The sequence below is a fragment of the Rhodococcus baikonurensis genome, assembly GCF_040489275.1.
In the GTDB taxonomy this organism is placed as follows: Bacteria; Actinomycetota; Actinomycetes; order Mycobacteriales; family Mycobacteriaceae; genus Rhodococcus_F; species Rhodococcus_F baikonurensis.
The window spans coordinates 398,667-421,653 of the sequence record NZ_JBEUOQ010000001.1 but is presented as its reverse complement, the minus strand read 5'-3'; the positions used below and the strand labels follow the sequence as shown (position 1 = coordinate 421,653).

The window sequence follows — 22,987 nt, the reverse complement described above, 5'->3', positions numbered from 1 at the left end:
AGAACTTCGGCTCAGCGCAGTTTGATGCTGCCGCCGTCGGCCATCAACGTCTGTCCGGTCATGTACTGGGAATCGTCGCTCGCCAGGAACACCACGACAGGAGCGATGTCGGTTTCGGGATCCCCGATGCGTCCGAGCGGTACCTTGGCAACCGATGCGGCTGCACGTTCGGGGAAGGCTTCCTGCCACTTGACGACGCCTTCGGTGGCAGCGAACGGGCAGACCACGTTGACCCGAATGCCTTCCGGCGCCCACTCGTTGGCGACGACGCGCGTCAGGCCTCGCACAGCTTCCTTGGCCGCAGCGTAGGACGTCTGGGTGGGCATTCCGTCCAAACCTGAACCCGATGCGAAGTTGACGACCGAACCCTTGGTCTTCGCGAGTTCGTCGTGGCACGCCTGCATCAGGTGGACAACGGGGTAGAAACCGGTGTTGAAGGACAGGTCGAACATGTCCTGCGTGGTTTCGAGCAACGGAGCCTGACGGGACGCGTGAGCGTTGTTCACCAGGATGTCGAGCTTGCCGAAAGCCGCGAGCGCAGCGTCACGGATCTGCTCGGCCGAACCGGCAGCAGCAAGGTCGACGTTCAGAAACTTGCCGGAGCCGGCCAGTTCTTGTTCGAGGGCCTGGCCCTGCTCGTCGTTGATGTCGACGAACAGGACCTTCGCGCCTTCACGGGCGAAGACTCGGGTGATGGCGCGACCGATTCCACCGGCGCCGCCGGTGACGATCGCTACCTTGCCGTTCAACCTCATGAAAACGCTCCTCTTCGTCAGTGCTGCTTAAACTGTTGCGGTCTCGTCGACTGCAAGTGCGATCTTTTCGAGGCCGGCGACGCTGTAGGCGGCGTAGGTCTCGTACGGCCCACGGCCGGAGAAGTAGGACGAGAGCTGGCCACCGAGTTCTTCGACTGTGAACGCGGATCCGGCTGCGTCGAAACGATTCTCGACCTTGGGTGCTTCCATCAACGCCACCATCTTGCCGTAGACGACGAATACCTGACCGTTGATCTCGTCGGAATCGGGGGATGCGAGGTAGCTGACCAGGGTAGCGACGCGCTCGGGTGCAAGCGGATCGAGGCCGACGACGCCGGTGTTGTTCTCGCCGAAGGCTTCTGCCGTCATGGCGGTGCGGGCGCGGGGGCAGATCGCGTTGGTGCGGACGCCGTAGCGGGAGAGACCTGCTGCGCTCGAGAGCGTCAGCGCGGTGATACCGGCCTTGGCTGCCGAGTAGTTGGGCTGTCCGGCGCTGCCGAAGAGAAAGGCTTCGGAAGAGGTATTGATGATGCGGCCGTAGACCGGTGCGTCGGCGGCCTTGCTGGCTGCGCGCCAGTGGACTGCGGCTGCGTGTGAGGTGGCGGCGTGACCCTTGAGGTGTACGCGGATGACGTCGTCCCAATCGGATTCGGTCAGGTTGAAGATCATCTTGTCGCGCAGGATGCCTGCATTGTTGACGAGGATGTCGAAGGATCCGAAGTTCTTGACGGCCTCTTCGATGATGCGCCCGCCGAGTGACCAATCGGAGACGTCGCCGGTGATGGCGAGTGCCTGTCCGCCTGCTGCCTTGATCTCGTCGACCACGTCGTTGGCCGCTGCGCCCATGTCGTTGACGATGACGGCTGCGCCGGCAGCGGCGAGTCCGAGTGCCTCGGCGCGACCCAGGCCGGCGCCGGCGCCGGTGACGGCGGCAACTTTGCCTTCCAAGCTCAGTGATTGCGTCATGTCGTGCTCCTTCGATCCGGTCTGGCGAGTAGGTTCAACAAAATTAGTATTCATTCTAATTTGAAGTCGAGAGTTCGGTTGTCGTTCCGAAGAAATCATTCGAGCAAAATCAGAATTAGTTCTAGTTTTGAGCAGAAGATCGGCCGAAAGACGAGTAGTCTCACTGAGCGGGAGCGGTGATCTGGGTCACGAGCGGCGCATGCCACCTTGGGTCGACGCGGCGACCCCACCGCGTACGCGCCCTGCGTCACCACCGATCCTGTCCCGGAGCCACCATGGTTGTCGACACCCAGAAACGTCCCCATCCCACACCGCCGTCGGAGATCCTCACGGCGGGATCGGCTTTCGCGACTTCTGGTGGCGCAACGGGTGAATCCGCCCAGTTCTTGGCCGCATTCGTCGGCACCAGGGTCGGATAGTTCTCACCGAAAACGCAGTACGGTCGGTCCCGAATTCCCCGGGCCGGACATCAAGGAAGGCACCAGTAGTGTCACTGAATTTGGCAGATCTGTACGAGGGCATTTCGGATTTGATTCCGGACCGCACCGCACTCGTGTGCGATGGCCGTCGTCGCACCTACGTCGAACTGGACGAGGGATCGAACCGCATTGCCCGGCACTTGGCGAGTGTCGGTGTCGGGCCGGGCGATCACGTCGCTCTGCACATGCGCAACAGCATCGAGTTCGTCGAGAGTTTGCTCGGCTGCCTCAAGATTCGCGCAGTCCCGATCAACGTCAACTATCGCTACGTCGACGCCGAACTGACTTACCTGTACAACGATTCGCAGTCGGTAGCGCTGATCGTGGACGAGGAGTTCGTTCCCGTCGTGGAGACTGTCCTCCCGGCCGCGCCCGGAATCAAACACGTCGTTGTCGTCGGCGAGTCGGTGGTCCGCGACATCGAAGGCGTCGACGTCGTTCGATATGCCGACGCTGCCGCGGAGCAGCCCGCTACTCGTGACTTCGCGCCCCGCAGCAACGACGACCTCTTCGTCATCTACACCGGTGGCACGACGGGTATGCCCAAGGGCGTCATGTGGCGTCACGAGGACTTCTACTTCGCGGCGCTCACCGGCGGAAATCCGTTCGGTCCGCCGCACACCACCGCTGAAGCTCTGTACGCCGCGGTCCCGAACGTGCCCGCGATGAACATGCTCAGCACTGCACCGTTGATGCACGGCGCAGCGTCGTACTCGCTGTTCACCGGATTCTTCATGGGCGCCAACGCAATTCTCATGGCGCGCTTCGACGCGAAGACGACCCTGCAGCTCGCCGGGAGTGAGAAGGCCGTCTCCATCACCGTCGTCGGAGATGCGATGGCGCGTCCGCTCGCAGACGAATTGGCTGCCAACGCTGCGGATTACGATCTCAGCACGGTCGGAATGGTCTCGTCGGGCGGAGCATTGTTCTCGCTCTCCCTGCGCGAGCAGCTCAAGTCCATACTCCCGAACCTGGTGATCCGCGACGGATTCGGCTCCTCGGAGTCGGGCGTCGACGGCAATCTCGAGATCGGCGAAGACGGTTTGATGCGCATCGCTGCTCGCGACGAGACCCGCGTCGTGGACGAAAGGATGCGGCCGCTGGAGCCGGGATCTCCCGAGACCGGGTACATCGCTCGCAGTGGTCACGTGCCGGTCGGCTACTTCAATGATCCGGTCAAGACGGCGGCTACGTTCCCGGTGATCGACGGGGTGCGGATGTCGGTGCTCGGCGACGTCGGACGTGTCGAAGCCGACGGCTCGATCGTCCTGCTGGGACGTGGTTCTCAGTGCATCAACACCGGTGGGGAGAAGGTGTATCCCGAGGAGGTCGAGCAGGCACTCAAGAGTCACCCGGCTGTGCTCGACGCACTGGTCGCGGGAATTCCGGATGCGAAGTTCGGTGAGCGCGTCGCGGCGGTCATCACGACCCGCGAAGGCTTCGACGTCCCGGACGCTGCCGAGATCGGTGAGCATTGCGCGTCGCAGGTCGCTCGGTACAAAGTGCCGCGCACCGTCATGAACGTTCCGTCGATCAGGCGTTCTCCCAGCGGAAAGGCCGATTACCGCTGGGCCAAGGCCACTCTCGCCGAGCAAGCCTCCTAGTCCGGCCGGAGCCGTCCAGCGCGTTTGTGAGGGACGCGTTGGGTGGCTCCGGTGCTCTAGCCTGTCACCGTCAGAACCAGCAGAGCGACGTTGAGTGCAACGATCAAGCCCGCCGCAATCCACGCCGCGACGGTCGTGATCGGGGCATTTCGCGCGTCGCCCATGAGTTCGGGGTCCGAGGTCATTCGCACCAGCGGGATGATCGCGAAGGGGATGCACAGGCTCAAGACCACTTGGCTGAGCACGAGCGCCAGCGTCGGGTCGACGCCGAGTCCGAGAACGATCAGCGCCGGGATGAGAGTGACGATTCGGCGTGTGATCACCGGAATGCGAATGGCCAGAAGACCGTGCATGATCTCGGCGCCGGCTGCGCATCCCACGGAGGTCGACGCGAGTCCCGAGGCGAGGAGCCCGATTGCGAAGACAACGGCCACGCCCGGACCGAGCGAATTCTCGATCGCGGCATGCGCGCCGTCGATGGTGTCGGTGCCGGGTACTCCGCGCAGAGCCGAAGCGGCCAGAAGCAGCATGCCGATGTTCACGCCGCCCGCGATGATCAAGGCGACGACGACATCCCAACGGGTGACTTTGAGTAGTCGCTGCAACCGTGGCCCGGGCTTGATGTGGCCGTGGCGATCACGTGCCAATGCGGAGTGAAGGTAGATCGCGTGCGGCATGACCGTGGCGCCGAGCATGCTGGCGGCGAGCAGTACGGTCTCGGTGCCTTCGAAGCGGGGCACCAGTCCCGCGACTGCTTCGCTGCCGGAGACGTCGGTGAAGGCGAGCCCGGTCAGGAAGCCGATCGTGATGATGGCCAGCAAGCCCATGACCACGAACTCGAAAGTGCGCTGTCCGCGCCGACTTTGAATCGTCAGGATCACCATCGACACGCATCCGGTGATCAGCCCGCCGAGGAAGAGCGGGATGTTGAAGAGCAGGTTGAGTGCGATGGCGCCGCCGATGACTTCGGCGACGTCGGTCGCGATCGCCATCATCTCGGCCTGGAGCCAGAACGCGCGACGGTTGTTCTTGCGTAGCCGCTGACCGAGCATCTCGGGCAAGGATCTGCCGGAGACCAACCCGAGTTTCGCGGACAGATACTGCACCAGGACGGCCATCGCGTTGGCGAGGACGAGCACCCAGATGAGGAGATAGCCGTACTTCGCGCCGGCTGTGAGGTTGGCGGCGACGTTGCCCGGATCGACGTACGCGATTGCCGCGACGAACGCCGGACCGAGCAGAGCGATGGATCTCCCCGTAGGTCGTCGGCGCGGAGTCGTCGGCTCTTGCGTACTGGTGCTCATCGCTCTCCTGGTCACACGTACTCGGACCTGTTGGTTCGAATAAGTGAACTATAGAGTTCGGGGAGCCAAACTTTCAACAGCTGTGCGCGGTTAGCGACCGCAGAGGGTCCTTAACCGCGCACAGGGGGTTAGGCCGTCACCCCGGCGGCCAGGAGAGCGCGGGCCTCGGGCCGTCCGTCGAGGAGGGCGTTGGTACGCAGTTCGACCTTCCACTCGCCGTCCGTCTTGATCAGTTCCCAGCGGTTCGCGGTGATACGGAGGACCTTGAACCCCGTCGGGTTCTCGGGGTCCTTGATGACCAATTGCGAATGGCAGGTTGCGACGGCCTTGTTGCCGTCGATGCGGATGTGCGCTGGCGTCATCATGTGCGCCGCGCCGTTCATGATCCAGTTCTGGTGAGAGGCGCTGTGAACCATGGCCCGGAGTTCGCCGCGGCCGTGCATCGCGCCGGTGTCGACGTCGTAGACGCCGTCCTCGAGCCACAGGTTCGCGACCTCGTCGGCTGATCCACTGTCGACGGCGGGGCTGTAGGTGGTCAGCAGTTCGGTGATCGCGAGCTTGTCCTCGAGCAATTCCACTCGGGCCAGCAGAGATTCGATCAGGGCGGTCGTGTCGGTCATGGGTACGTCCTTTGCTCGGGAAGGTTGACGGATCAGGAAGTGGTGAAAGCGAGGCCCTCGGTGAGGGCGATTCGGTGAAGTTCTTCTAGCTGTTCGCAGTAGTGCTCGACGTTTCGAGCGCCGATCGAGCAACTGGCGATGGTCGCCCCGGCGTCGCGGACGCGAGTGAGGGCACGAAGCGTGGATTCGGGATTGCCGAGGGGGTCGAGCGGAGCGCCGGCGGGGAGGACGACGTCGAATCCGTCGGGGAGCGTCGTGGCGTCGAGCATTTCCTTCAGTTCGGAGAATCGCAGCCCGAACGGAACCCAACCGTCGCCGTGTGTGGTGGCCCGGCGCAACGACCTCTTGGTCCTGCCGCCGATCCACAGGGGTACGCGCTTCTGGACGGCATGGGGTTCGACGACGAATCCGGAGTAGTCGTAGAACTCGCCGTGATACTCCGGAGTCGGCGTCGACAGTGATGCACGAAGTGCTGCCAGAGCATCGTCGGCACGCGCTCCCCGGTCGACGAACGGAGCATTTATGAGATCGAATTCTTGTTTCAGAGTTCCGACTCCGAGCCCGAGTATCAGGCGTCCGTTGCTGACGCGATCCAGCGTTCCGTAGCGCTTGGCGATCTCGAGGGGGTGGTGATAACCCAGTACCAGCACCTGCGTCGCCAGGAGGATCCGCGACGTGCGGGCGGCCAGATAGCCCAGTGTGGCGAGTGGATCCCAATAGGTTCCGCCGCGTTCGGTGGCAATCTCTTCGGGAACTGCTACGTGCTCACTGCAGGTCAGATGATGGAAACCGAGTCGATCTGCCGTAGCGGCCACTGTGGCGATCTCACCGATGTCGGCACTCGCCTCCCACTCCGAACGTGTGCTCGGGTGCTGAATCAGTACCGGCGTGACGATTCCCAGGTGCATCGGGCGTTTATAGCCCTCCTGCTCGCATGGCAGCAGGGGAATTACCGCTGATCGGGATCGAAAAGGTTGATTCACTTTCCAGGAACTGTGACCTGGGTTATAGTCGGTAGAATCAATTCCAGTTTTCGGGAGGCGTCCATGACCATCGTTGACATGAACGACACACTGTCCACCGTCCAGACCGCCGGTGGGCAACCCAAGAAGGATCTGCCGCCGTCGATGGTCGAGCGGATGACGCTGATTCTCGACGCCTTCGACGGCCGTGCCGCGCGGCTGACGCTGGAAGAGGTCGCGTGCCGTACTCAGTTGCCGCGGTCCACCGTCCACCGCATTCTCGATCAGCTCGTCAAGCTGGACTGGGTCGATCACGCATCGTTCGGCTACTGCCTCGGGCGCCGCGCACTCGGCCTCGGTGGTGGCGACGGCGGCCACAGCCAGATCCGCGAAGCCGCAGCACCGCTTCTGCACGAACTGCACCTGCAGACCGGAATGGTCGTTCACCTGTCGGTGCTCGACGGACGCGAGAGTGTCTACCTCGACAAGGTCGGCGGACGGTTTGCCGCGGCCCTGCCGTCCCGCGTAGGCGGCAGAGTGCTCGCTCATTCGACGGCCGGTGGCAAGGCGATGCTGGCATGGATCGACCCCGAGCGCGTCGACGCTCTGTTCGGGTCGGCTCTTCCCCGCTGCACCGAGAACACGATCACCGACGTCGCTGTGCTCCATCAGGAACTGAACCGCATCCGTCAGCGTCGGGGACTGGCCTTCGAACGCGGGGAGTCGGCGCGTGGAGTCGCGTGCGTGGCTTCGGCAATTCGCGGACACGAGGGTCCCGTCGGCAGCATCGCGTTGTGTGGCGACATGCGGACCGCTCAGCTCGAGCGAGTTGCTCCGCTGGTCGTCGACGCGGCTCGTGAGGTCTCGCGGACGTTGTACCCCGAACTGGGTGCTCCTCGCCGCGGCCGCAAGACGCCTCCCGTTCCGACCAATACGTTCTCGGCGGAGACGATGGATCGCCTGCTGGCAGCGTCGTCCGACCACTGGATCTGACGTATTTCGATCGACTTGTCTCGCTGATCGGGACGGGTCATAGCAGCTCAGCGGTACTGATGGCACCGTTCGGACCATGACGACTGAACTGAGCTACGAGGGAACTCTGAAGGAACTGCAGACCGATCTCGGTGTGCTCCGGTACCACGAAGCCGGCGACGGCCCGCCGCTCCTGCTGCTGCACGGATCGGGTCCCGGTGTCACCGGTTGGCGTAACTACCGTGGCGTTCTCGCGGACTTCGCGGAGTACTTCCACTGCTACGTTCTCGAGTTCCCCGGATTCGGCGTCAGCGATCCCGGCCCCGACCACCCGATGATGATGGCGCAGGCATCGGTCGGGATGTTCCTCGATGGCCTCGGCCTCGGACCGGTCCACATGATCGGCAACTCCATGGGCGGCATCGTCGCCACCAAGGTCGCGATCGACGAACCGCACCGCGTGAGCAAGCTCGTCACCATCGGCGGCATGGGCAAGAACACCTTCTCTCCCGGTCCCGGTGAAGGCATCAAACTCCTCATGGAGTTCACCGACAACCCCACCCGCGAAGCTCTGGTCCGGTGGTTGCATTCGATGGTCTTCGACCGTGCCGTCGTCACCGAGCAACTCATCGAAGAGCGTTGGGCCCTGGCCACCGAGCCGACGACGCTCGAGATCGCCCGTCGTATGTACAGCAGCAAGGCCATGGCCGCCATGGGCGCGGCTGCAGCTGCTTCGACCGCCGTGCCGTACTGGGCGCAGCTGAACAAGATCAAGGCACCGACGCTGTTGACCTGGGGACGCGACGACCGTGTCAGCCCCGTGGACATGGCCATACTGCCGATGCGCGACATCCCGAACGGCGAAGTTCACATCTTCCCCAACTGCGGACACTGGACGATGATCGAAGCCCGTGACGCCTGGGTTGCGTCCGTTCTGGCATTCCTGACGCGTCCAGAAGGCAAGTAATGGGTGCTCCCACTCACCGGGAAGCGTTTCTGCACTTCGGCGGGCTACCTGCCACCGTTTCACCAACAGATTTTCATTCTGCCTAGGCACTCGCCGGGTACCGAAACCAGAAAGCCGGAAAAATCATGGGTCAGGTTCTGGACAACATCTCACAGTTCGCCGACGAGATCCGCGCCGACGGAGTCGAGGGCGACAAGCTGATGCGCTTGACGGACGGCAGCGCGAAGCGACTGCGCGACTCCGGCGTCATCCGGATGTTCCAGCCGAAGGAATTCGGAGGCCTCGAGGCACATCCGCGTGAATTCGCCGAGACGGCAATGGCTATCGGCGCGATGGACGGTGCCACGGGTTGGGTCAGCGGCATCGTCGGTGTGCATCCGTGGGAGCTTGCGTTCTTCGACCGCAAGGCTCAGGAAGAGGTGTGGGGAACCGATCCTGATACGTGGATGGCGTCGCCGTATGCGCCGATGGGCGTAGCGAGGCCGGTCGAGGGTGGGTACATCCTCAACGGCCGCTGGTCGTTCTCCTCGGGTACCGATCACTGTGACTGGATCATGATCGGCGCGATGGTCGGTGACGAATCCGGTAAGCCGTTGATGCCGCCGAAGCACCTGCACGTACTGCTGCCGCGCTCCGATTACGACATCGACCAGGACAGCTGGAATGTCGTGGGCCTGCGCGGGACCGGGTCGAAGGACCTGATCGTCAAGGACGCATTCCTGCCCACCTACCGCACGATCGACGCCGGAAAGGTGTACGACGGGACGGCGTGGAAGGAAGCGGGCCGTACCGAGACGCTGTACAAGTTCCCGTTCTCGTGCATTTTCCCGCTGGGAATCACCTCGTCGTTGATCGGTATCGCGGAGGGTGCGTTGGCGTGCAACATGGCTGCGCAGCGTGAGCGTGTGACGGTCAGTGGTGTTCCGATCAAGGAAGATCCGTACGTGCTGTTCGCGATCGGTGAGGCTGCGGCCGAGATCGCTGCTTCTCGGGCTGCGATCTTGGAGACGGTGGATCGTTTCTGGGACATGACGGAGAAGGGGCAGGAAGTTTCGTTCGAGCTTCGTGCGATCGGTCGTCGTACGCAGACTGCTGCGGCGTGGCGTGCTGTGCGGGCGGTGGACGAGATCTTTGCTCGTTCCGGTGGTGGCGCTTTGCAGTTGAACACGCCGATGCAGCGGTTCTGGCGTGATGCGCATGCCGGTCTCGCGCATGCGATCCACGTACCCGGTTCCATCTTCCACGCGTCGACGCTCTCGCAGCTCGGTGGCGAACCGCAGGGCATTCACCGCTCGATGATCTAGTCCCACAATCACTCTCGAAGCAAGGACGGTTAGGCATGACTGAAATTCGGGGCCTGGGGTATCTCAGGATCCAAACGCAGGACGTGGCTCGCTGGCGCGAACTCGTGGTCGACGGACTCGGCCTCGCGGTCGGTAGTGGCCCGGAAGCCGACGGCCTCTACTTGCGCCTGGACGAGCGTCGTGCGCGACTGATCGTCCTGCCCGGCGAGACGGACAAGGCCCTCGCAGTGGGCTGGGAAGTGCGAGATCAGTTCGCGCTCCAGCGTGTTCGTGAAGCAGTGGAGAAGGCCGGAGTCGAGGTCGAGGTCCTCTCCGAGGTCGACGCCAGCTACCGCGATGCCGAGCAGGTCATCGCATTCGACGATCCCAACGGCAACCGCGTCGAGGTTTTCTTCGGACCGGTACTCGACCACAGCCCGTTGGTCACCCCGCACGGCGGCCGTTTCGTCACCGGCGATCAGGGCCTCGGCCATGTGGTGCTTCCGGTTACGCGTTTCGACGAGGCGTACACCTTCTACACCGAGGTGCTCGGATTCCTCCCGCGCGGTTCCATCCGTCTCGGCGGAATCGATGCGCCGCCGCCGGCTCGCCGCGTTCGCTTCATGGGTGTCAACCAGCGCCACCACAGCCTGGCGCTGTGCCCGGCGCCGCCGGTGGACGAGCCCGGTCTCGTGCACCTGATGATGGAAGCAGAGACTCTCGACGCCGTCGGTCAGGCTCTCGATCGTGTTGCCAAGCTCGGCTTCTCGATCTCCTCGACGTTGGGTCGCCACACGAACGACAAGATGGTGTCGTTCTACGTGCGCGCACCGGGTGGCTGGGATCTCGAGTTCGGTTGCGAAGGCATGCTTGTCGACGAAACCTTCTACACCGCTGAGGAAATCACGGCGGACAGCTACTGGGGCCACGACTGGTCCGACAGTGAACCGCTGGCCGCGTTCACTCCCAAGAGCTAGTTCTGACGCAACGAAAAAGCTCGGTCCCGACGCTTGTCGGGACCGAGCTTTTTCGTGTGCTCGATCAGGAAGCTGCTGCTGCCAAACCGGTTTCGAGGTCGGCGAGGATGTCGTCGATTCCTTCGATGCCGACCGCGAGGCGGACGAGCCCCGGGGTGACGCCCGAAGCGAGTTGCTCCTCGGGGGTGAGCTGCGAGTGCGTCGTCGAGGCGGGGTGGATGACGAGTGAGCGAACGTCGCCGATGTTGGCGACGTGGCTGTGCAGCGTCAGTGCGTTGACGAACTTCTTGCCTGCGTCGACTCCGCCGGCGAGCTCGAACGCGACAATGGCACCGGTTCCCTTGGGCGCCAGCTGCTTTCCGCGCTCGTGCCAGGGTGAGGATTCCAGTCCGGCGTACGCGACCGACGTGACTTCGGCGCGGCCCTCGAGGAACTTCGCGACCTTCTGGGCGTTGGACACGTGGCGCTCGATGCGCAGGCTCAAGGTCTCGATGCCCTGCGAGATGAGGAAGGCGTTGAACGGTGCGATGGCCGAGCCGAGATCGCGCAGAAGCTGAACGCGCGCCTTGAGGGCGTAGGCGGGTGCACCGAGATCGGCGAAGGTGACGCCGTGGTAGCTGGGGTCAGGGGTGGTGAAGTTGGTGTGGCGTCCCTGGGTCCAGTCGAAGGTGCCACCGTCGACGATGACGCCGGCGATCGCGGTGCCGTGTCCGCCAAGGTATTTGGTGGCGGAGTGGACGACGATGTCAGCGCCGTGCTTCAGCGGCTGAATGAGGTAAGGAGTTGCCACCGTGTTGTCCACGATCAGGGGGATGCCGTGCTCATGGGCGACTGCGCTGATGCCGGGGATGTCGAACACGTCGTTCTTGGGGTTGGAGATGGTCTCGCCGTAGAACGCCTTGGTGTTCGGACGGATTGCCTCACGCCAGTGATCGAGGTTGTCCGGGTCTTCGACGAAGTCGACGGTGATACCCAGCTTGGGCAGCGTGTAGTGGAAGAGGTTGTACGTGCCGCCGTACAGGCGAGGACTGGAGACGATGTGGTCACCGGCTTCGGCGATGTTGAGGATCGCGAAGGTCTCGGCGGCCTGGCCGGACGCAACCAGCAGAGCCGCTACTCCGCCTTCGAGTGCGGCGATCCGCTGCTCGACGGCGTCCTGAGTCGGGTTCATGATGCGGGTGTAGATGTTGCCCGGCTCGGCGAGGCCGAAGAGTGCTGCCGCATGGTCGGTGTTGTCGAAGACGTAGCTGGTGGTCTGGTAGATCGGAAGTGCCCGAGCGTTGGTGGCGCTGTCCGGGCCCTGTCCGGCGTGGACCTGCTTGGTTTCGAACGACCAATCGGCGGTCGGATCGGTGTCGACGGGGGTGTTCTCGCTCATGAATTCATACTCCGTGGTGAAGGTGGGTTGATGCGGGTCAGGCGGTTTCGACGACTGTATGCACTGGGACGGGATTGCGGGTGAGATCGAGTACGGGGCAGTGGGCGTCGACCGTCTCCTGCAGCTCCAGATACCGTTCGCGGGTTTCCGGGCCGGTCAGGGTGACGACCACGCGTACCTCGGAGAATCCCGGACGGACGGCGTCGTCGAAGCCGAAGAATCCACGAACGTCGAGGTCACCTTCGGCTCTGGCCGAGATGTCGTCGAGAGCGATACCGTGCTTGTCGGCCCAGACTCGGTAGGTGACCACCTGGCACGACAGAAGCGAAGCAAGGTAGTACTCGACAGGATTGGCTGCGGTGTTCTCGCCGCCGAGGGCCGGCGGCTCGTCGACCTCGACGCTGTACTTACCGAGAGAAATGGTGCTGGCAACGGCGTCGTGCGCCTGGGCGGAAGCCTTGAAGACGACGTGCGCTTTGCTCGCGTCCTTGTCGATGGCGTCGGCGTTGGCTGCTACGACGGAACTCAGGTGTGAGATGGAAGCGGTGGTCATGACAGAAATGTCCCCTGATCTGGGTGTACATACGAGTATCGACGTGAGCGGCGCTCACGTCGTAGGTCCGATCAGTAGATCGGACACCCGGATGTACAGACATGCGCAAAGTCGACATGGCGCCGCCGCGTCAGCAGCGTGCCCGTCTCGTATGCGCCGATTCCCGTCACAGGAGAGACTGTAACCGGTTCATACCCTTTCCGACCAGACGTATAGGGAATCTGTCTCGGATCGTGGTCGCTCATGCGGGCGGCAGTCCGCTCCATCGGGGTGTCCGACGACTGGCAAAGGCGTCGAGCCCTTCGGCGATGTCCGGGGAGCGCAACACTGCATCCTTGGCGTCGTCGGTGACCTCCCATCCGACGGCGTCGGCGTCGGCGTAGAGCGCGTCGATCGCCTTCAGGCTCAAGCTCACAGAGGTGGGGGAGGACTCGCAGATCTCCGCTGCCATCACCAGCGCCTCGTCGAGTGCTTTGCCCTCGGCAGTGACTGCATTGACGACGCCGAGATCCTTGGCCCGTTCGGGATCCAGTGTGCGGCCGGTGATCAAGAGTTCGCGGGCGACGTTGATCGGAAGCGCGCGAGGCGCCCGAAAGAGTGCACCGGACGTCGCAACCAGGCCGCGTTTGGTTTCGGGAAGGCCGAATTGTGCTGTGGCGGAGGCGACGATCAGATCGCAGGCCAATGCGATTTCGAAACCGCCACCCAGCGCGTATCCCTCGACTGCAGCGATCAGGGGCTTGTTCCGCCGGCGCCGAATGACGCCGTACTCGCCGCCGCGGGGCATGCGAAGATCGGCCCGCTCTCGGATATCGGTTCCGGCGCAAAAGATGCTGGGGGTTCCGGTGATGATGCCGACCCACAGATCGGGGTCGTCGTCGAGAAGGTTCAGCGCGGCTTCGATTCCCTCGGCAGTTTCACGATTGATCGCATTGCGACGTTCTTCGCGTTCGATCCTGACGATGAGAACGCGGTCGTGGCGGTCTGTGGAAACAGTCGACATAATTGGACTGTAGTCCATCTATCGAAGGGGTGGTGCTTCAACTGGCGAGACCGACATTGGACACATTCCGGACTGTGGCGAAGACTGTGTCCTGAGGCGGAGAAAGGCAGGTCGACGTGATTTCCAAACGAGAACAGAACAAGCGCGATACCAACGACAGGTTGCTCTCGGCTGCTCGAATTCTGTTCTCGGCGCAGGGTTTCGCCAGCACGACCGTCGACGACATCGCCGAGCGAGCCGAGGTGTCGCGAGCTACCTTCTTCAATTACTTCCAGGGCAAGGACTCGGTTCTCGAGGCGCTGCACAGTGATCACCTCGATCAGCTTGCGGCACTGGTGGATCAGCTCATGGAATCGCCGATGCCGACCTCTGATCGGATCTCCAGGATTTTTCAGGACTTTGCGCAACAGGCGATCATGCATCCGCGCTATCTGCGCATGGTGACTGCAGAACTGGAGCGCGACTTCGCCTCCTCCGGAGCGGGGGCGGCCCACGATCATCGGTTCCACGTGGAACTCCTGCGGATCGTCACTGCCGGTATCGAAGCCGGCGAAGTGAGATCGGACTACCCGCCGCTGTTTCTCGCGCAGATGATCGGTGGTACCTACGGGGCGTTGGTCCGCTTCTGGCGGCAAGACGCCGACTACGACGTGGTCGGCGAATTCGATCGCGGAGCCAGGTACGTCGCGGAAGGCATCGCTGCCCGCTGAGTCGACTCAGGACGTGGTGCCGGCTCAGGGTGTGGGCACTACCAGGGGCAGCATCTGCTGGACGCTCTCCGAAAGATAGTTCGCGGCAGTCTGATCACCGGACAGATGACGCAGCAGACTCTGCTGGAACAGGCCGTCGAAGATCGCGTACATCGCCGGCGAGGTGACCGAGGGCTCCACGTCGAGAAGCTCGGCATAGCGAGAGACGATGCGCCAGATCATGTTTTCGAGACTCTCGTCGATCGCTGCCACGTCGGTTCGGAACGACTCCTCGAACATCGACTGCGCGCGCAGGTCGTACCAGAGGCGGTGCATCGTCGGTTCTTCGATCATGGTCTCCGCGAGCAGTGCGCCGAAACCGGCTTTCAGTTCCTCAGGCGTCTGAGCGGTGGCGACGATGCCGTCGTAGCGGGTGACGCAGCGCGCCTTGTAGTGGCGCACGCAGTGGGTGATCAGGTCGACTTTGTCGCTGAAGTAGTAGTGCAGAACGCCGTGTGAGAACTCCGAATTCTGGGCGATTTCGCGCAGGCTCGTGCGCGCGTAGCCCAGTTCGGCCAGCGTTTGCAGTGCAGCCTCGGCCAGTTGATCGCGTCGCTCGGAGAACTTGTCGACCTGGCGACGTGACACCTTGTCGGCGTTGGACCGCTTCTCCGAAGAGACAGGAACCGCCTTTTTTCCTGCCCCACTTGGCTTCTCGACTGTCGTGGTCACGATGGCACGTCCTGTTCCCTGCGGTTTCCACAGCGGCACGATCGCCGCGTTCGACCCAGTGTAACCCCTGGTCTTTGACGAGCGTGTAACAAAATCTTGACAGTCGTCAAGATTTCTCTTGACACTCGTCCAAAGTTGAATACTCTGTGACTCACACCACTTGGCAGCGTCGCTGTGAACGGTGGCATCGCGAGAGTCGTTTCAGTCATGGAGGCAGTCGAAAATGAGTGTGTTTGATCTCGAGGGACGAAAAGCACTGGTCACAGGTGGTGCCAAGGGGCTCGGAGCCGGTATGGCTGAGGCGTTGGCAAAGGCGGGAGCGTCGGTGATGATCGGCGACGTTCTCGAAGACGAGGGCCGCGCCACCGCGGAGGCTGTCGGTTCCGGCGGAGTGAAGACCGGCTTCGTGAAGCTGGACGTCACCGACGACGCGAACTGGGCAGAGGCGGTTGCTGCCACCGCGGAGACTCTCGGTGGCTTCGACATCCTCGTCAACAACGCCGGCATCGAGATTTCCTCGCTGGTGGTCGACCTCGATCCAGGCGACATCCGACGCATGTGTGAGGTCAACATCCTCGGAACGGCGCTCGGAACCAAACACGGACTGCGTAGCATGCGTCCGGGCGGAGTAGCCGGCACCGGCGGTTCCGTCATCAACATCTCCTCGGTCGCCGCAACCATTCCCTTTCCCGGCATCAGCGGGTACTCCGCGACAAAGTCCGCGGTCGATCGCTTCACCAGGGTTGCCGCCGCAGAGTCGGGCAAGCTCGGCTACGGAGTCCGCGTCAACTGCATCTACCCGGGCCTCGTAGCCACCGAGATGGGGCTCGGACTCGCGGCGGACATGGAGAAGCTCGGCCTCTGGCCCAGTGCCGAAGCAGCAGTCGGTGACGTCATCGGTCTCACCCCGCTCGGCCGTCTCGGTGAAGTGAACGACATGGCGGACGCCGTGGTGTTCTTGTCTTCCGACGCCGCACGATTCATCACCGGTATCGGCCTCCCGGTCGACGGTGGAATGGGCATGTAACTCGCCCCCGATTCGTAACTATCCCCTTCTCTCGTCTTCGAAAGGTTCCACGAACATGTCCGAAAAGAAGCCAGTCATCGTCTACGGCGTCTCCGGGTACACCGGTCGCCTGGTGTGTGAATACCTGCGCGAGTTCAACATCCCGTTCATCGCAGCCGGCCGAGACGCCGCTCGCATTCAAGAGGTACTCGACAAGATCCCCGGTTTGGACACCGTCGATCACGAGGTCGTCGAGGTCGAGCACACTGTCGAGGCGCTCACCGAATTGTTCACCGGTGCACAGGTTGTCAGTAACATGGTCGGGCCGTTCATCAAGCTTGGCGGCACCGTCGTGGAGGCCGCGTTGAATGCCGGTTGCCACTACATGGACACCACCGGTGAGCAGGACTGGGTACTCGACGTCCAGGAGAAGTTCAGCGACAAGTACCAGGAGAAGGGCCTGCTTCTCTCACCCGGCATCGCGCAGATGTACACCACCGGTGAGATCGCGGCCAACATCGCACTGGAAACGCCGGGCCTCGATACGCTCGACATTCTGGTGCTGTGGAAGGGATTCCCCACTTACGCCTCCACTCAGACGATCTTCACCATCCTCAAGGCGAACTGGTACTACCTCGAGCAGAACAAGTACGTGCAGTGGGCGCCCGGTCAGACTTTCGACGTCGTCGTTCCCGGCCAGCACGAAACCGCGCTGGCATTGCCGTGGGGCGGAACGTGTCACCCGGTGTGGTTCAAGAACGATCCGCGAGTTTCCAACGTCAAGGCTGCGGGCGGTGTCTTCGACCGCACCGTGATGGAAGGTGTTGTCGCGACACAGAAGATCGTGGAGGAGCAGATCAAAACCCTGCCTGCCGACGAGCAGGAAGCCGCCCTGGCCGAGATCGCCGGTTCGGTGCAGGCTGGTATGCCGCCTCGTGAGAATCCGCGTATCAACACCTCATTGGACTCCGTCTACGCGTCGGGCCCGCTCGGTCGCTCGCACGTCGTGATCCACGGCAACTGCAACTACAAGCAGACGGGCCTACTGCATGCATATGCAGCACATTCGCTGCTTCAGCAGGCGCCCAAGCGGACCGGGCTTGCCTCGGCTTGCCAGGCGTTCGGCCATCGCGAACTGCTCGGCGCGCTACGTAGTTTCGGGCTGGCGCTGGAACCGGAAGTAACCATCAACGCCTAGCTCGTCATCCTCGTCATCATGTTCACGGCTCCCGGCGTGCATCGCGCCGGGAGCCCCGCCCTGGAGGCTCCCCATGCGTTTGACCGACTATCTCGACAAGGGAGCCTCTCTGGGTTCCACCGCACCGTGTTTGACGATGGGGGAGCGCACTCTCTCCTACGGCGAGGTGCAACAGTTCAGCCGACGCTTCGCAGCGTCGCTTGCGGCTTCGGGCATCGGGCCGGGCGAGAAGGTCGCGATTCTGTCCGGCAATGACCCGATCTCGTTCTCCTGCGTGTTCGGTATCAGCAGGGCCGGCGCGGTCTGGTGCCCGATCAACCCTCGTAACGAAGCCGCGGAAAATCGGGATCTGTTGGATCTGTTCGATTGTCGTGCGCTGTTCTTCCAGAAGTCGTACGCGTCGCTGGTCGACCAGATCAAGGACGCGCTTCCCCAGTTGGTGACGCTCGTCTGCATCGACGGCGAATGGGAATCGGCTCTGTCTCTCGAAAGCTGGCTCGGGGAACAAGAACTCGATGTCGTTGCACCCGACGACGTCACTATGCTGGTCGGCACCGGTGGTACGACGGGTCGGCCGAAGGGCGTGATGCTGACCGGGCACAACATCGAGACGATGACGGCCATCACCTTGATGAGCTATCCGTTCGAGGGACGACCGGTGTATCTGGCGTTGGCGCCGTTGACTCACGCCGCCGGTGTTCTGTGCTTCCCGATCATGGCCCTCGGCGGCGAAGTGGTGATCATGCCGAAGCCCGATCTCGGGTACTTCCTCGCGAACGTTCAGAAGCACAAGGTGACTCACACCTTCCTGCCGCCGACGCTCATCTACATGTTGCTCGAGCACGAGAGTCTTGCGGCCACGGATCTCAGCTCGTTGCAGTGCTTCTGGTACGGCGCGGCACCGATCTCCCCGACCAGGCTCGAGGAGGCGATCGACAAGATCGGCCCGGTCATGGCTCAGCTGTTCGGGCAAAGTGAAGCCCCCATGATGATCTCGACGATGTCACCGAAGGAACACTTCGGCCCGGACGGCACTGTCGCAACGTCGCGACTTTCCTCGGCCGGTCGACCGTCGCCGTTGGTGACCGTGGGGATCATGGACGACAAAGGCGCACTGCTCGACCGCGGTGTGCGTGGTGAGGTGGTGATCCGCAGTTCGTTGGTGATGGCGGGCTATTACAAGAACCCCGACGCAACCGCGGAAGCGTCGGCTCACGGCTGGCATCACACCGGCGACATCGGATACCTGGACGAGGACAATTTCCTGTTCATCGTCGATCGTGCAAAAGACATGATCATCACGGGCGGTTTCAACGTCTACTCGGTCGAGGTGGAGCAGGCGCTCATGGCGTATCCGGGGATCCAGGACTGCGGAGTGATCGGGTTGCCGGACGACAAGTGGGGCGAACGTGTTGTGGCAGTGGTGCAGCCACACCTCGGCGCCGCTATCGACGGCGCCGAGGTGATGGCTTTCGTGAAAGCTCGCATCGGAAGTGTGAAGACTCCGAAGCAAGTCATCGTCTGGGACGATCTACCTCGCTCCAAGGTCGGTAAAGTTCTCAAGAACGAGATCAAGAGTGAGCTGACTGGCTGAATGCCCCCGGAAAGCCTATGTTTCACCGCGCGGAGTGCCTGTCGAAACCGACAGGCACTCCGCCTTCTTGTCACCCCGGCCGGTCGATTGCTCACGAATCGAGTACCGATCATCGGGAATCGTGTCTGTGAAGTTCGAATCGCGACCCGCATCGTCTCTGTGTCAGCCATCACAATGATGTGTTCGAATGAGTACGAGGTGAATCATGCGTCACGAAAGAACAGTCACCGAGCAACTTCCCCTTCCGGCCAGGACCGTCCGGAAGGTCATGCTCCGCTTCATGCCGGTCATCGGATTGGCATACATCGTCCTGTATCTCGACCGATTGAACATCGGCGTTGCAGCATTGACGATGAACAAAGAACTCGGAATATCGGCCTCGATGTTCGGGTTTGCGGCCGGAATCTATTTCTGGAGTTACACGATCTGCGAACCCCCGAGCAACTACATCCTCACAAAGGTCGGTGCGCGGCGCTGGATCACACGAATCATGATCACGTGGGGCGTGGTCACCATCGGAACCGCGTTCGTTCAGGGTGCCAGCGGATTGGTGGCAGCACGATTCCTGTTGGGTATTGCCGAAGCCGGCTTTTCGCCCGGCATGCTGTTCTTCGTCTCGAAGTGGTTCCCGAATCGGGATCGAGGCAAAGCAATGGCGTGGATCGTGACCTTCATCTGTATCTCCGGCCTGGGTACTCCGATCACCACGCACCTGATGGCTATCGACGGCTTTCTCGGGCTTTCCGGATGGCGATGGGTATTCATTCTCACCGGCGTCCCCGCCGTGGTCATGGCGTTTGTGATCTACAAGGTTCTGCGGGACAAGCCTTCCGAGGCGGAGTTCCTCTCCGAGGAAGAACGCGGTTGGCTCACCGATACGCTCGAGTCGGAGGCGCAAGAGCGCGAAGCGGTCGTCGGTAAGCACAGCTTCCTCCAGGGACTCGTGCACCCACGAGTGCTGGTGTTGATCGCCGTGTTCATTTGTTTCACCTTCAGCCTCAACGGTTTCCAGATTTGGATGCCGCAGATTTACGCGCAATTCGGGATGAGCACCAATCAGATCGGATGGGTTGCCGCACTACCTGCACTGATTGCGATCGGACCGATGATCTGGTGGACGCGCCATTCGGACCGCGCCGGAGAGCGCCCCGTGCACTTCGCCATCGCCGCATCGGTCGCAGCACTCGGTTTTGCTATTGCTGCGCTGTTCTTCACCACACCTGTTGTCGCCATCTTCGGATTCTGCATCGCCGGGATCGGTCTCTACAGTTCGATGAGCATCTTCATCACCATGCCTTCGAGCTTCCTTACCGGCGCTGCCTTGGCGGCAGGTTTCGGTGTCATCAACGGAATGGGTAACCTCGGAGGCTATTTCGGTCCACAGGTCACCGGCTGGATCAAGGACGCGACCAACAGTTTCACACCGGCAATCGGGGTGTACTCCGCGGTGCTGGCGACGGCAGCATTGATCGTGCTGCTGCTCAAGGTGATCACCAGAAAGGCCGACAAGGCCAACGCCCAACTGACTCTGGATTACCGGGCGGAGCGCGACGCCGGAACCTTGGTTGCACCTGAGCAGGTTTGAGCCGAGTCTCGGCCCGGAAGATTCCCGATCAACGGGAATTCTTCATTCTTCAGGCGAGCATGCGCAGGACATCATCACTTATCAGGATCACAGTCGTCGACCGTAGTTTCGTCGGCAACGAACAAACGAGGACTTCGTGAGTAGATACTTCGGGCCTTTGCGCCAATTGGGTTTTGTGGTCAACGACATCGACAGCGCGCTGAAGCATTGGATCGACGTTGTCGGCGTAGGCCCCTTCTTCTTCGTGGAGGACCAACCGTTGAACGACTTCGTCTTCCGTGGCAAGTCGAGTGCGCCTCGATTCAGTGTGGCGCTCGCGCACAGCGGAAGCGCGCAGATCGAGCTGATTCAACAACACAACGATGAGCCGTCGGCATTTCGCGAGTTCGCAGATCGCGGGCTCGAAGGACTTCAACATGTTGCCTACTGGACAGCGGATTTCGATCGATATATGGAGGAATCCAAGAACCGAGGGCTCGTCGAATTGCAGAGTGGTAGGTCCGGTAGTGGCGCTCCGGACGAGCGATTCGTGTACTACGAGGACGGCCCGTATCCGGGAACAGTCATCGAAATCTCGGAGGTCAGTGGAAGGAAGGGTGATCTGTTTCGCGCAGTCGAGGCTGCATCGAAGGAGTGGGACGGGTCGAATCCCATTCGCGACATGAGGAAGGTGCTGTAGTCGTGAGTAGGAAGGTAGCGATCGTCACTGGTGGCGCATCGGGGATTGGCCTGGCAACGTGCAAACGATTCGCCGACTTGGGTTGGAATGTCATCTCTGCCGACCTGTCGCATACATCCGGAGACACTGCGCCAGAACCAGATACACGGACAGTCGGCGTTCGAGTGGATGTCACCGATGAGGGGGATATCCGACGGCTTCGCGACGTCGCCGAGAAGCTGTTCGGTCGTGTCGACACGGTTGTGACCTCGGCGGGAACCGCGGACAACGCGCCGATCCGGCACACCACACCCGATCGATTCAGGCGAACCCTCGAGCTGAACCTCGTTTCCACGTTTGCGGTGGTCAGGGAGTTCGTGGATCTGCTCGCCGGAGATGGCGGCGGATCGGTGGTGACAATTGCCTCGGTTTCCGGCCTACGCGGCAGCGTAGACCGCGCTGCGTATTCCGCCTCGAAAGGTGGCGTGGTCGCGTTGACCACACAACTCGCGATCGAGCTCGCCGGCGAGGGGATCCGAGTCAACTGCGTCGCGCCCGGATCGACCCTGACCCCGCTCGCCAGTCGGGCCCAGAGCCCTGAAATGCAGAGCGCCATCTTGCAGTCGATCCCGTTGAGCCGTTACGCGGAGCCGGCTGAGATTGCCGAAGTCGTGACCTTTGTCGCTGGTCCCGGCGCCGGTTTCGTGACGGGTCAGACGTGGACGGTCGACGGAGGTCAGTCGATGACAGCCGGTTGGAATCTTGCGAAGGAGCGACATGACTCTTGACACAACGTCCAATACAACGGAGAAACCGGTAATCATCGGAGTGCACGTCAACGAGAACACCATGCGCGCACCCAACCCCCACATTCCGTGGACGCCCAGCGAAATAGCCGACACCGCCCGCGCTTGTGAGGATGCGGGGGCGTCGTTGATGCATTTTCACGGTCGAGCCGTGGACGGCGGCGTGGATCACTCGGCGGCGACCTACGGAGAGATCGTCGAGCGGGTTCGGGCGGTATCGAATCTGCTGCTTGCGCCGTCGATGGCCAATGTTCCCGGCTACACGATAGATGAGCGGCTGTCGAATCTTGCCCCGAACCAAAGTGATCCGAAACGACGTTCCGACTTCTTGGTCGTCGATATGGGTTGTGCGGCGATGGACTTGATCGATGCGACGACAGGCTTGTTCGCAACCGATTCCAGGGTCTTCGTCAACGACACTCGAACACAGATCGAGTTACTTTCGCGCGCTGGTGAATTGGGAATGACGCCATACCAGACGTCATTCAACGTGAGTTGGACGCGCGCGATCTTCGCCCACGCAAGGGTGCGGAATCCGTCGTCACCATTGGTGATCGCTTTCATTCTCGGTGGTGACGAGTTTCCGGCTGCACATCCGGCGACAGCGGCAGGGCTACGTGCGCAACTGGACCTCCTGCCGGCTGATCTTCCAGTGGAGTGGATCGTCTCGGCCTACCGAGGCAATGTTCTTGCAGCAGCTGAAGAGTCGATCAAGCGCGGGGGCCACGTTGCAATCGGAGCCGGTGACTACCACTACGAAGAACTGGGATATCCCTCCACACCTGATCTGGTCACCGAAGTTGTTTCGATCGCTCGGCGGTACGGGCGTGAACCCGCAAGTCCTGATCAGGCACGTCGAATTCTAGGGGTGGATGGCCATGCGAGTAGTTGAAACC

The 22,987-nt window shown here is 62.1% G+C and carries 23 protein-coding genes; 14 read left to right on the top strand and 9 right to left on the bottom strand.

Annotated elements, in window-relative coordinates:
• Positions 1 to 11 precede the first annotated feature (11 nt).
• Positions 12 to 755 carry an SDR family NAD(P)-dependent oxidoreductase gene (locus ABWI03_RS02085; RefSeq protein WP_095973167.1) on the bottom strand — a complete coding sequence of 248 codons (744 nt, stop codon included), beginning with the start codon at positions 753 to 755 and terminating at the stop codon, positions 12 to 14.
• A 27-nt stretch (positions 756 to 782) separates the two neighbouring features.
• Entirely contained in the window at positions 783 to 1,721 is a 939-nt protein-coding gene (locus tag ABWI03_RS02080; protein ID WP_095973168.1) for a 3-oxoacyl-ACP reductase, read from the bottom strand.
• A 275-nt stretch (positions 1,722 to 1,996) separates the two neighbouring features.
• Here ABWI03_RS02080 and ABWI03_RS02075 point away from each other — a divergent pair, with 275 nt between their 5' ends.
• Together ABWI03_RS02075 and ABWI03_RS02070 are read left to right on the top strand one after the other, a co-directional pair.
• Positions 1,997 to 2,140 carry a hypothetical protein gene (locus ABWI03_RS02075; protein WP_172436752.1) on the top strand — a complete coding sequence of 48 codons (144 nt, stop codon included), beginning with the start codon at positions 1,997 to 1,999 and terminating at the stop codon, positions 2,138 to 2,140.
• A 68-nt stretch (positions 2,141 to 2,208) separates the two neighbouring features.
• Positions 2,209 to 3,804, top strand: a complete 1,596-nt coding sequence (locus ABWI03_RS02070) for an acyl-CoA synthetase (protein WP_166809070.1) — start codon at positions 2,209 to 2,211, stop codon at positions 3,802 to 3,804.
• A 56-nt stretch (positions 3,805 to 3,860) separates the two neighbouring features.
• Here the strand turns inward: ABWI03_RS02070 and ABWI03_RS02065 are convergent, their stop codons facing one another.
• The 3 genes from ABWI03_RS02065 to ABWI03_RS02055 form a co-directional block, all read right to left on the bottom strand.
• Positions 3,861 to 5,108, bottom strand: coding sequence for an Nramp family divalent metal transporter (locus ABWI03_RS02065; protein WP_095973170.1), 1,248 nt, complete (start codon positions 5,106 to 5,108; stop codon positions 3,861 to 3,863).
• Positions 5,109 to 5,236: 128 nt separating this feature from the next.
• Complete coding sequence (locus ABWI03_RS02060) at positions 5,237 to 5,728, bottom strand: nuclear transport factor 2 family protein (RefSeq protein WP_124569213.1); 492 nt, start codon at positions 5,726 to 5,728, stop codon at positions 5,237 to 5,239.
• A 32-nt stretch (positions 5,729 to 5,760) separates the two neighbouring features.
• On the bottom strand, positions 5,761 to 6,636 hold the full coding sequence (locus ABWI03_RS02055) for a TIGR03619 family F420-dependent LLM class oxidoreductase (RefSeq protein WP_298777128.1): 876 nt from the start codon (positions 6,634 to 6,636) through the stop codon (positions 5,761 to 5,763).
• A 138-nt stretch (positions 6,637 to 6,774) separates the two neighbouring features.
• Here ABWI03_RS02055 and ABWI03_RS02050 point away from each other — a divergent pair, with 138 nt between their 5' ends.
• The 4 genes from ABWI03_RS02050 to bphC all read left to right on the top strand — a co-directional run bounded on the left by ABWI03_RS02050 (position 6,775) and on the right by bphC (position 10,889).
• Complete coding sequence (locus tag ABWI03_RS02050) at positions 6,775 to 7,683, top strand: IclR family transcriptional regulator (RefSeq protein WP_095973173.1); 909 nt, start codon at positions 6,775 to 6,777, stop codon at positions 7,681 to 7,683.
• 76 nt (positions 7,684 to 7,759) lie between these two features.
• Complete coding sequence (locus ABWI03_RS02045; RefSeq protein WP_124569215.1) at positions 7,760 to 8,629, top strand: alpha/beta fold hydrolase; 870 nt, start codon at positions 7,760 to 7,762, stop codon at positions 8,627 to 8,629.
• A gap of 125 nt (positions 8,630 to 8,754) precedes the next feature.
• Positions 8,755 to 9,933 carry an acyl-CoA dehydrogenase family protein gene (locus ABWI03_RS02040; RefSeq protein ID WP_003940250.1) on the top strand — a complete coding sequence of 393 codons (1,179 nt, stop codon included), beginning with the start codon at positions 8,755 to 8,757 and terminating at the stop codon, positions 9,931 to 9,933.
• Positions 9,934 to 9,968: 35 nt separating this feature from the next.
• Complete coding sequence (bphC, locus tag ABWI03_RS02035; RefSeq protein WP_095968411.1) at positions 9,969 to 10,889, top strand: biphenyl-2,3-diol 1,2-dioxygenase; 921 nt, start codon at positions 9,969 to 9,971, stop codon at positions 10,887 to 10,889.
• Between the two features lie 64 nt (positions 10,890 to 10,953).
• Here bphC and ABWI03_RS02030 read toward each other — a convergent pair whose 3' ends face one another.
• The 3 genes from ABWI03_RS02030 to ABWI03_RS02020 all read right to left on the bottom strand — a co-directional run bounded on the left by ABWI03_RS02030 (position 10,954) and on the right by ABWI03_RS02020 (position 13,823).
• A complete protein-coding gene (locus tag ABWI03_RS02030) occupies positions 10,954 to 12,267 on the bottom strand; it encodes a bifunctional o-acetylhomoserine/o-acetylserine sulfhydrylase (RefSeq protein ID WP_124569590.1) in 1,314 nt (437 codons plus the stop codon).
• 37 nt (positions 12,268 to 12,304) lie between these two features.
• On the bottom strand, positions 12,305 to 12,820 hold the full coding sequence (locus ABWI03_RS02025; RefSeq protein WP_353798694.1) for an OsmC family protein: 516 nt from the start codon (positions 12,818 to 12,820) through the stop codon (positions 12,305 to 12,307).
• Between the two features lie 241 nt (positions 12,821 to 13,061).
• Positions 13,062 to 13,823: an enoyl-CoA hydratase-related protein gene (locus ABWI03_RS02020; RefSeq protein WP_172436468.1), complete on the bottom strand. Its 762-nt coding sequence runs from the start codon at positions 13,821 to 13,823 to the stop codon at positions 13,062 to 13,064.
• A gap of 116 nt (positions 13,824 to 13,939) precedes the next feature.
• Between ABWI03_RS02020 and ABWI03_RS02015 the strand changes: the two genes are divergently transcribed.
• A complete protein-coding gene (locus tag ABWI03_RS02015) occupies positions 13,940 to 14,533 on the top strand; it encodes a TetR/AcrR family transcriptional regulator (RefSeq protein WP_003940428.1) in 594 nt (197 codons plus the stop codon).
• A gap of 24 nt (positions 14,534 to 14,557) precedes the next feature.
• Here the strand turns inward: ABWI03_RS02015 and ABWI03_RS02010 are convergent, their stop codons facing one another.
• Positions 14,558 to 15,160 (bottom strand): TetR/AcrR family transcriptional regulator, encoded by a 603-nt coding sequence (locus tag ABWI03_RS02010; protein ID WP_378375532.1) that lies wholly within the window; start codon positions 15,158 to 15,160, stop codon positions 14,558 to 14,560.
• Between the two features lie 307 nt (positions 15,161 to 15,467).
• Between ABWI03_RS02010 and ABWI03_RS02005 the strand changes: the two genes are divergently transcribed.
• The 7 genes from ABWI03_RS02005 (at position 15,468) to ABWI03_RS01975 (ending at position 22,983) form a co-directional block, all read left to right on the top strand.
• Positions 15,468 to 16,271 (top strand): SDR family NAD(P)-dependent oxidoreductase, encoded by an 804-nt coding sequence (locus ABWI03_RS02005; protein ID WP_095968414.1) that lies wholly within the window; start codon positions 15,468 to 15,470, stop codon positions 16,269 to 16,271.
• A gap of 55 nt (positions 16,272 to 16,326) precedes the next feature.
• On the top strand, positions 16,327 to 17,448 hold the full coding sequence (locus tag ABWI03_RS02000) for a DUF5938 domain-containing protein (protein ID WP_003940189.1): 1,122 nt from the start codon (positions 16,327 to 16,329) through the stop codon (positions 17,446 to 17,448).
• Positions 17,449 to 17,521: 73 nt separating this feature from the next.
• Entirely contained in the window at positions 17,522 to 19,042 is a 1,521-nt protein-coding gene (locus ABWI03_RS01995; protein ID WP_298777130.1) for an AMP-binding protein, read from the top strand.
• Positions 19,043 to 19,247: 205 nt separating this feature from the next.
• Complete coding sequence (locus tag ABWI03_RS01990; RefSeq protein WP_019745369.1) at positions 19,248 to 20,627, top strand: MFS transporter; 1,380 nt, start codon at positions 19,248 to 19,250, stop codon at positions 20,625 to 20,627.
• A gap of 136 nt (positions 20,628 to 20,763) precedes the next feature.
• Positions 20,764 to 21,306 (top strand): VOC family protein, encoded by a 543-nt coding sequence (locus ABWI03_RS01985; protein ID WP_166809077.1) that lies wholly within the window; start codon positions 20,764 to 20,766, stop codon positions 21,304 to 21,306.
• Between the two features lie 2 nt (positions 21,307 to 21,308).
• Positions 21,309 to 22,073 (top strand): SDR family NAD(P)-dependent oxidoreductase, encoded by a 765-nt coding sequence (locus ABWI03_RS01980; protein WP_095968418.1) that lies wholly within the window; start codon positions 21,309 to 21,311, stop codon positions 22,071 to 22,073.
• On the top strand, positions 22,063 to 22,983 hold the full coding sequence (locus ABWI03_RS01975) for a beta-keto acid cleavage family enzyme (protein ID WP_095968419.1): 921 nt from the start codon (positions 22,063 to 22,065) through the stop codon (positions 22,981 to 22,983). The genes ABWI03_RS01980 and ABWI03_RS01975 overlap by 11 nt, the downstream gene beginning before the upstream one ends.
• Positions 22,984 to 22,987: the final 4 nt, after the last annotated feature.

What these genes read in the sequence shown, in the direction of transcription:
- ABWI03_RS01995 (WP_298777130.1), top strand. Translation starts at nt 17,522, where the DNA reads ATGCGTTTGACCGACTATCTCGACAAGGGAGCCTCTCTGGGTTCCACC.
- ABWI03_RS01990 (WP_019745369.1), top strand. Translation starts at nt 19,248, where the DNA reads ATGCGTCACGAAAGAACAGTCACCGAGCAACTTCCCCTTCCGGCCAGG.
- ABWI03_RS02055 (WP_298777128.1), bottom strand. Translation starts at nt 6,636, where the DNA reads ATGCACCTGGGAATCGTCACGCCGGTACTGATTCAGCACCCGAGCACA.
- ABWI03_RS02005 (WP_095968414.1), top strand. Translation starts at nt 15,468, where the DNA reads ATGAGTGTGTTTGATCTCGAGGGACGAAAAGCACTGGTCACAGGTGGT.
- ABWI03_RS02025 (WP_353798694.1), bottom strand. Translation starts at nt 12,820, where the DNA reads ATGACCACCGCTTCCATCTCACACCTGAGTTCCGTCGTAGCAGCCAAC.
- ABWI03_RS02085 (WP_095973167.1), bottom strand. Translation starts at nt 755, where the DNA reads ATGAGGTTGAACGGCAAGGTAGCGATCGTCACCGGCGGCGCCGGTGGA.
- ABWI03_RS02075 (WP_172436752.1), top strand. Translation starts at nt 1,997, where the DNA reads ATGGTTGTCGACACCCAGAAACGTCCCCATCCCACACCGCCGTCGGAG.
- ABWI03_RS02020 (WP_172436468.1), bottom strand. Translation starts at nt 13,823, where the DNA reads ATGTCGACTGTTTCCACAGACCGCCACGACCGCGTTCTCATCGTCAGG.
- ABWI03_RS02050 (WP_095973173.1), top strand. Translation starts at nt 6,775, where the DNA reads ATGACCATCGTTGACATGAACGACACACTGTCCACCGTCCAGACCGCC.
- ABWI03_RS01975 (WP_095968419.1), top strand. Translation starts at nt 22,063, where the DNA reads ATGACTCTTGACACAACGTCCAATACAACGGAGAAACCGGTAATCATC.
- ABWI03_RS02045 (WP_124569215.1), top strand. Translation starts at nt 7,760, where the DNA reads ATGACGACTGAACTGAGCTACGAGGGAACTCTGAAGGAACTGCAGACC.
- ABWI03_RS02040 (WP_003940250.1), top strand. Translation starts at nt 8,755, where the DNA reads ATGGGTCAGGTTCTGGACAACATCTCACAGTTCGCCGACGAGATCCGC.
- ABWI03_RS02000 (WP_003940189.1), top strand. Translation starts at nt 16,327, where the DNA reads ATGTCCGAAAAGAAGCCAGTCATCGTCTACGGCGTCTCCGGGTACACC.
- bphC (WP_095968411.1), top strand. Translation starts at nt 9,969, where the DNA reads ATGACTGAAATTCGGGGCCTGGGGTATCTCAGGATCCAAACGCAGGAC.
- ABWI03_RS02065 (WP_095973170.1), bottom strand. Translation starts at nt 5,108, where the DNA reads ATGAGCACCAGTACGCAAGAGCCGACGACTCCGCGCCGACGACCTACG.
- ABWI03_RS02060 (WP_124569213.1), bottom strand. Translation starts at nt 5,728, where the DNA reads ATGACCGACACGACCGCCCTGATCGAATCTCTGCTGGCCCGAGTGGAA.
- ABWI03_RS02030 (WP_124569590.1), bottom strand. Translation starts at nt 12,267, where the DNA reads ATGAGCGAGAACACCCCCGTCGACACCGATCCGACCGCCGATTGGTCG.
- ABWI03_RS02080 (WP_095973168.1), bottom strand. Translation starts at nt 1,721, where the DNA reads ATGACGCAATCACTGAGCTTGGAAGGCAAAGTTGCCGCCGTCACCGGC.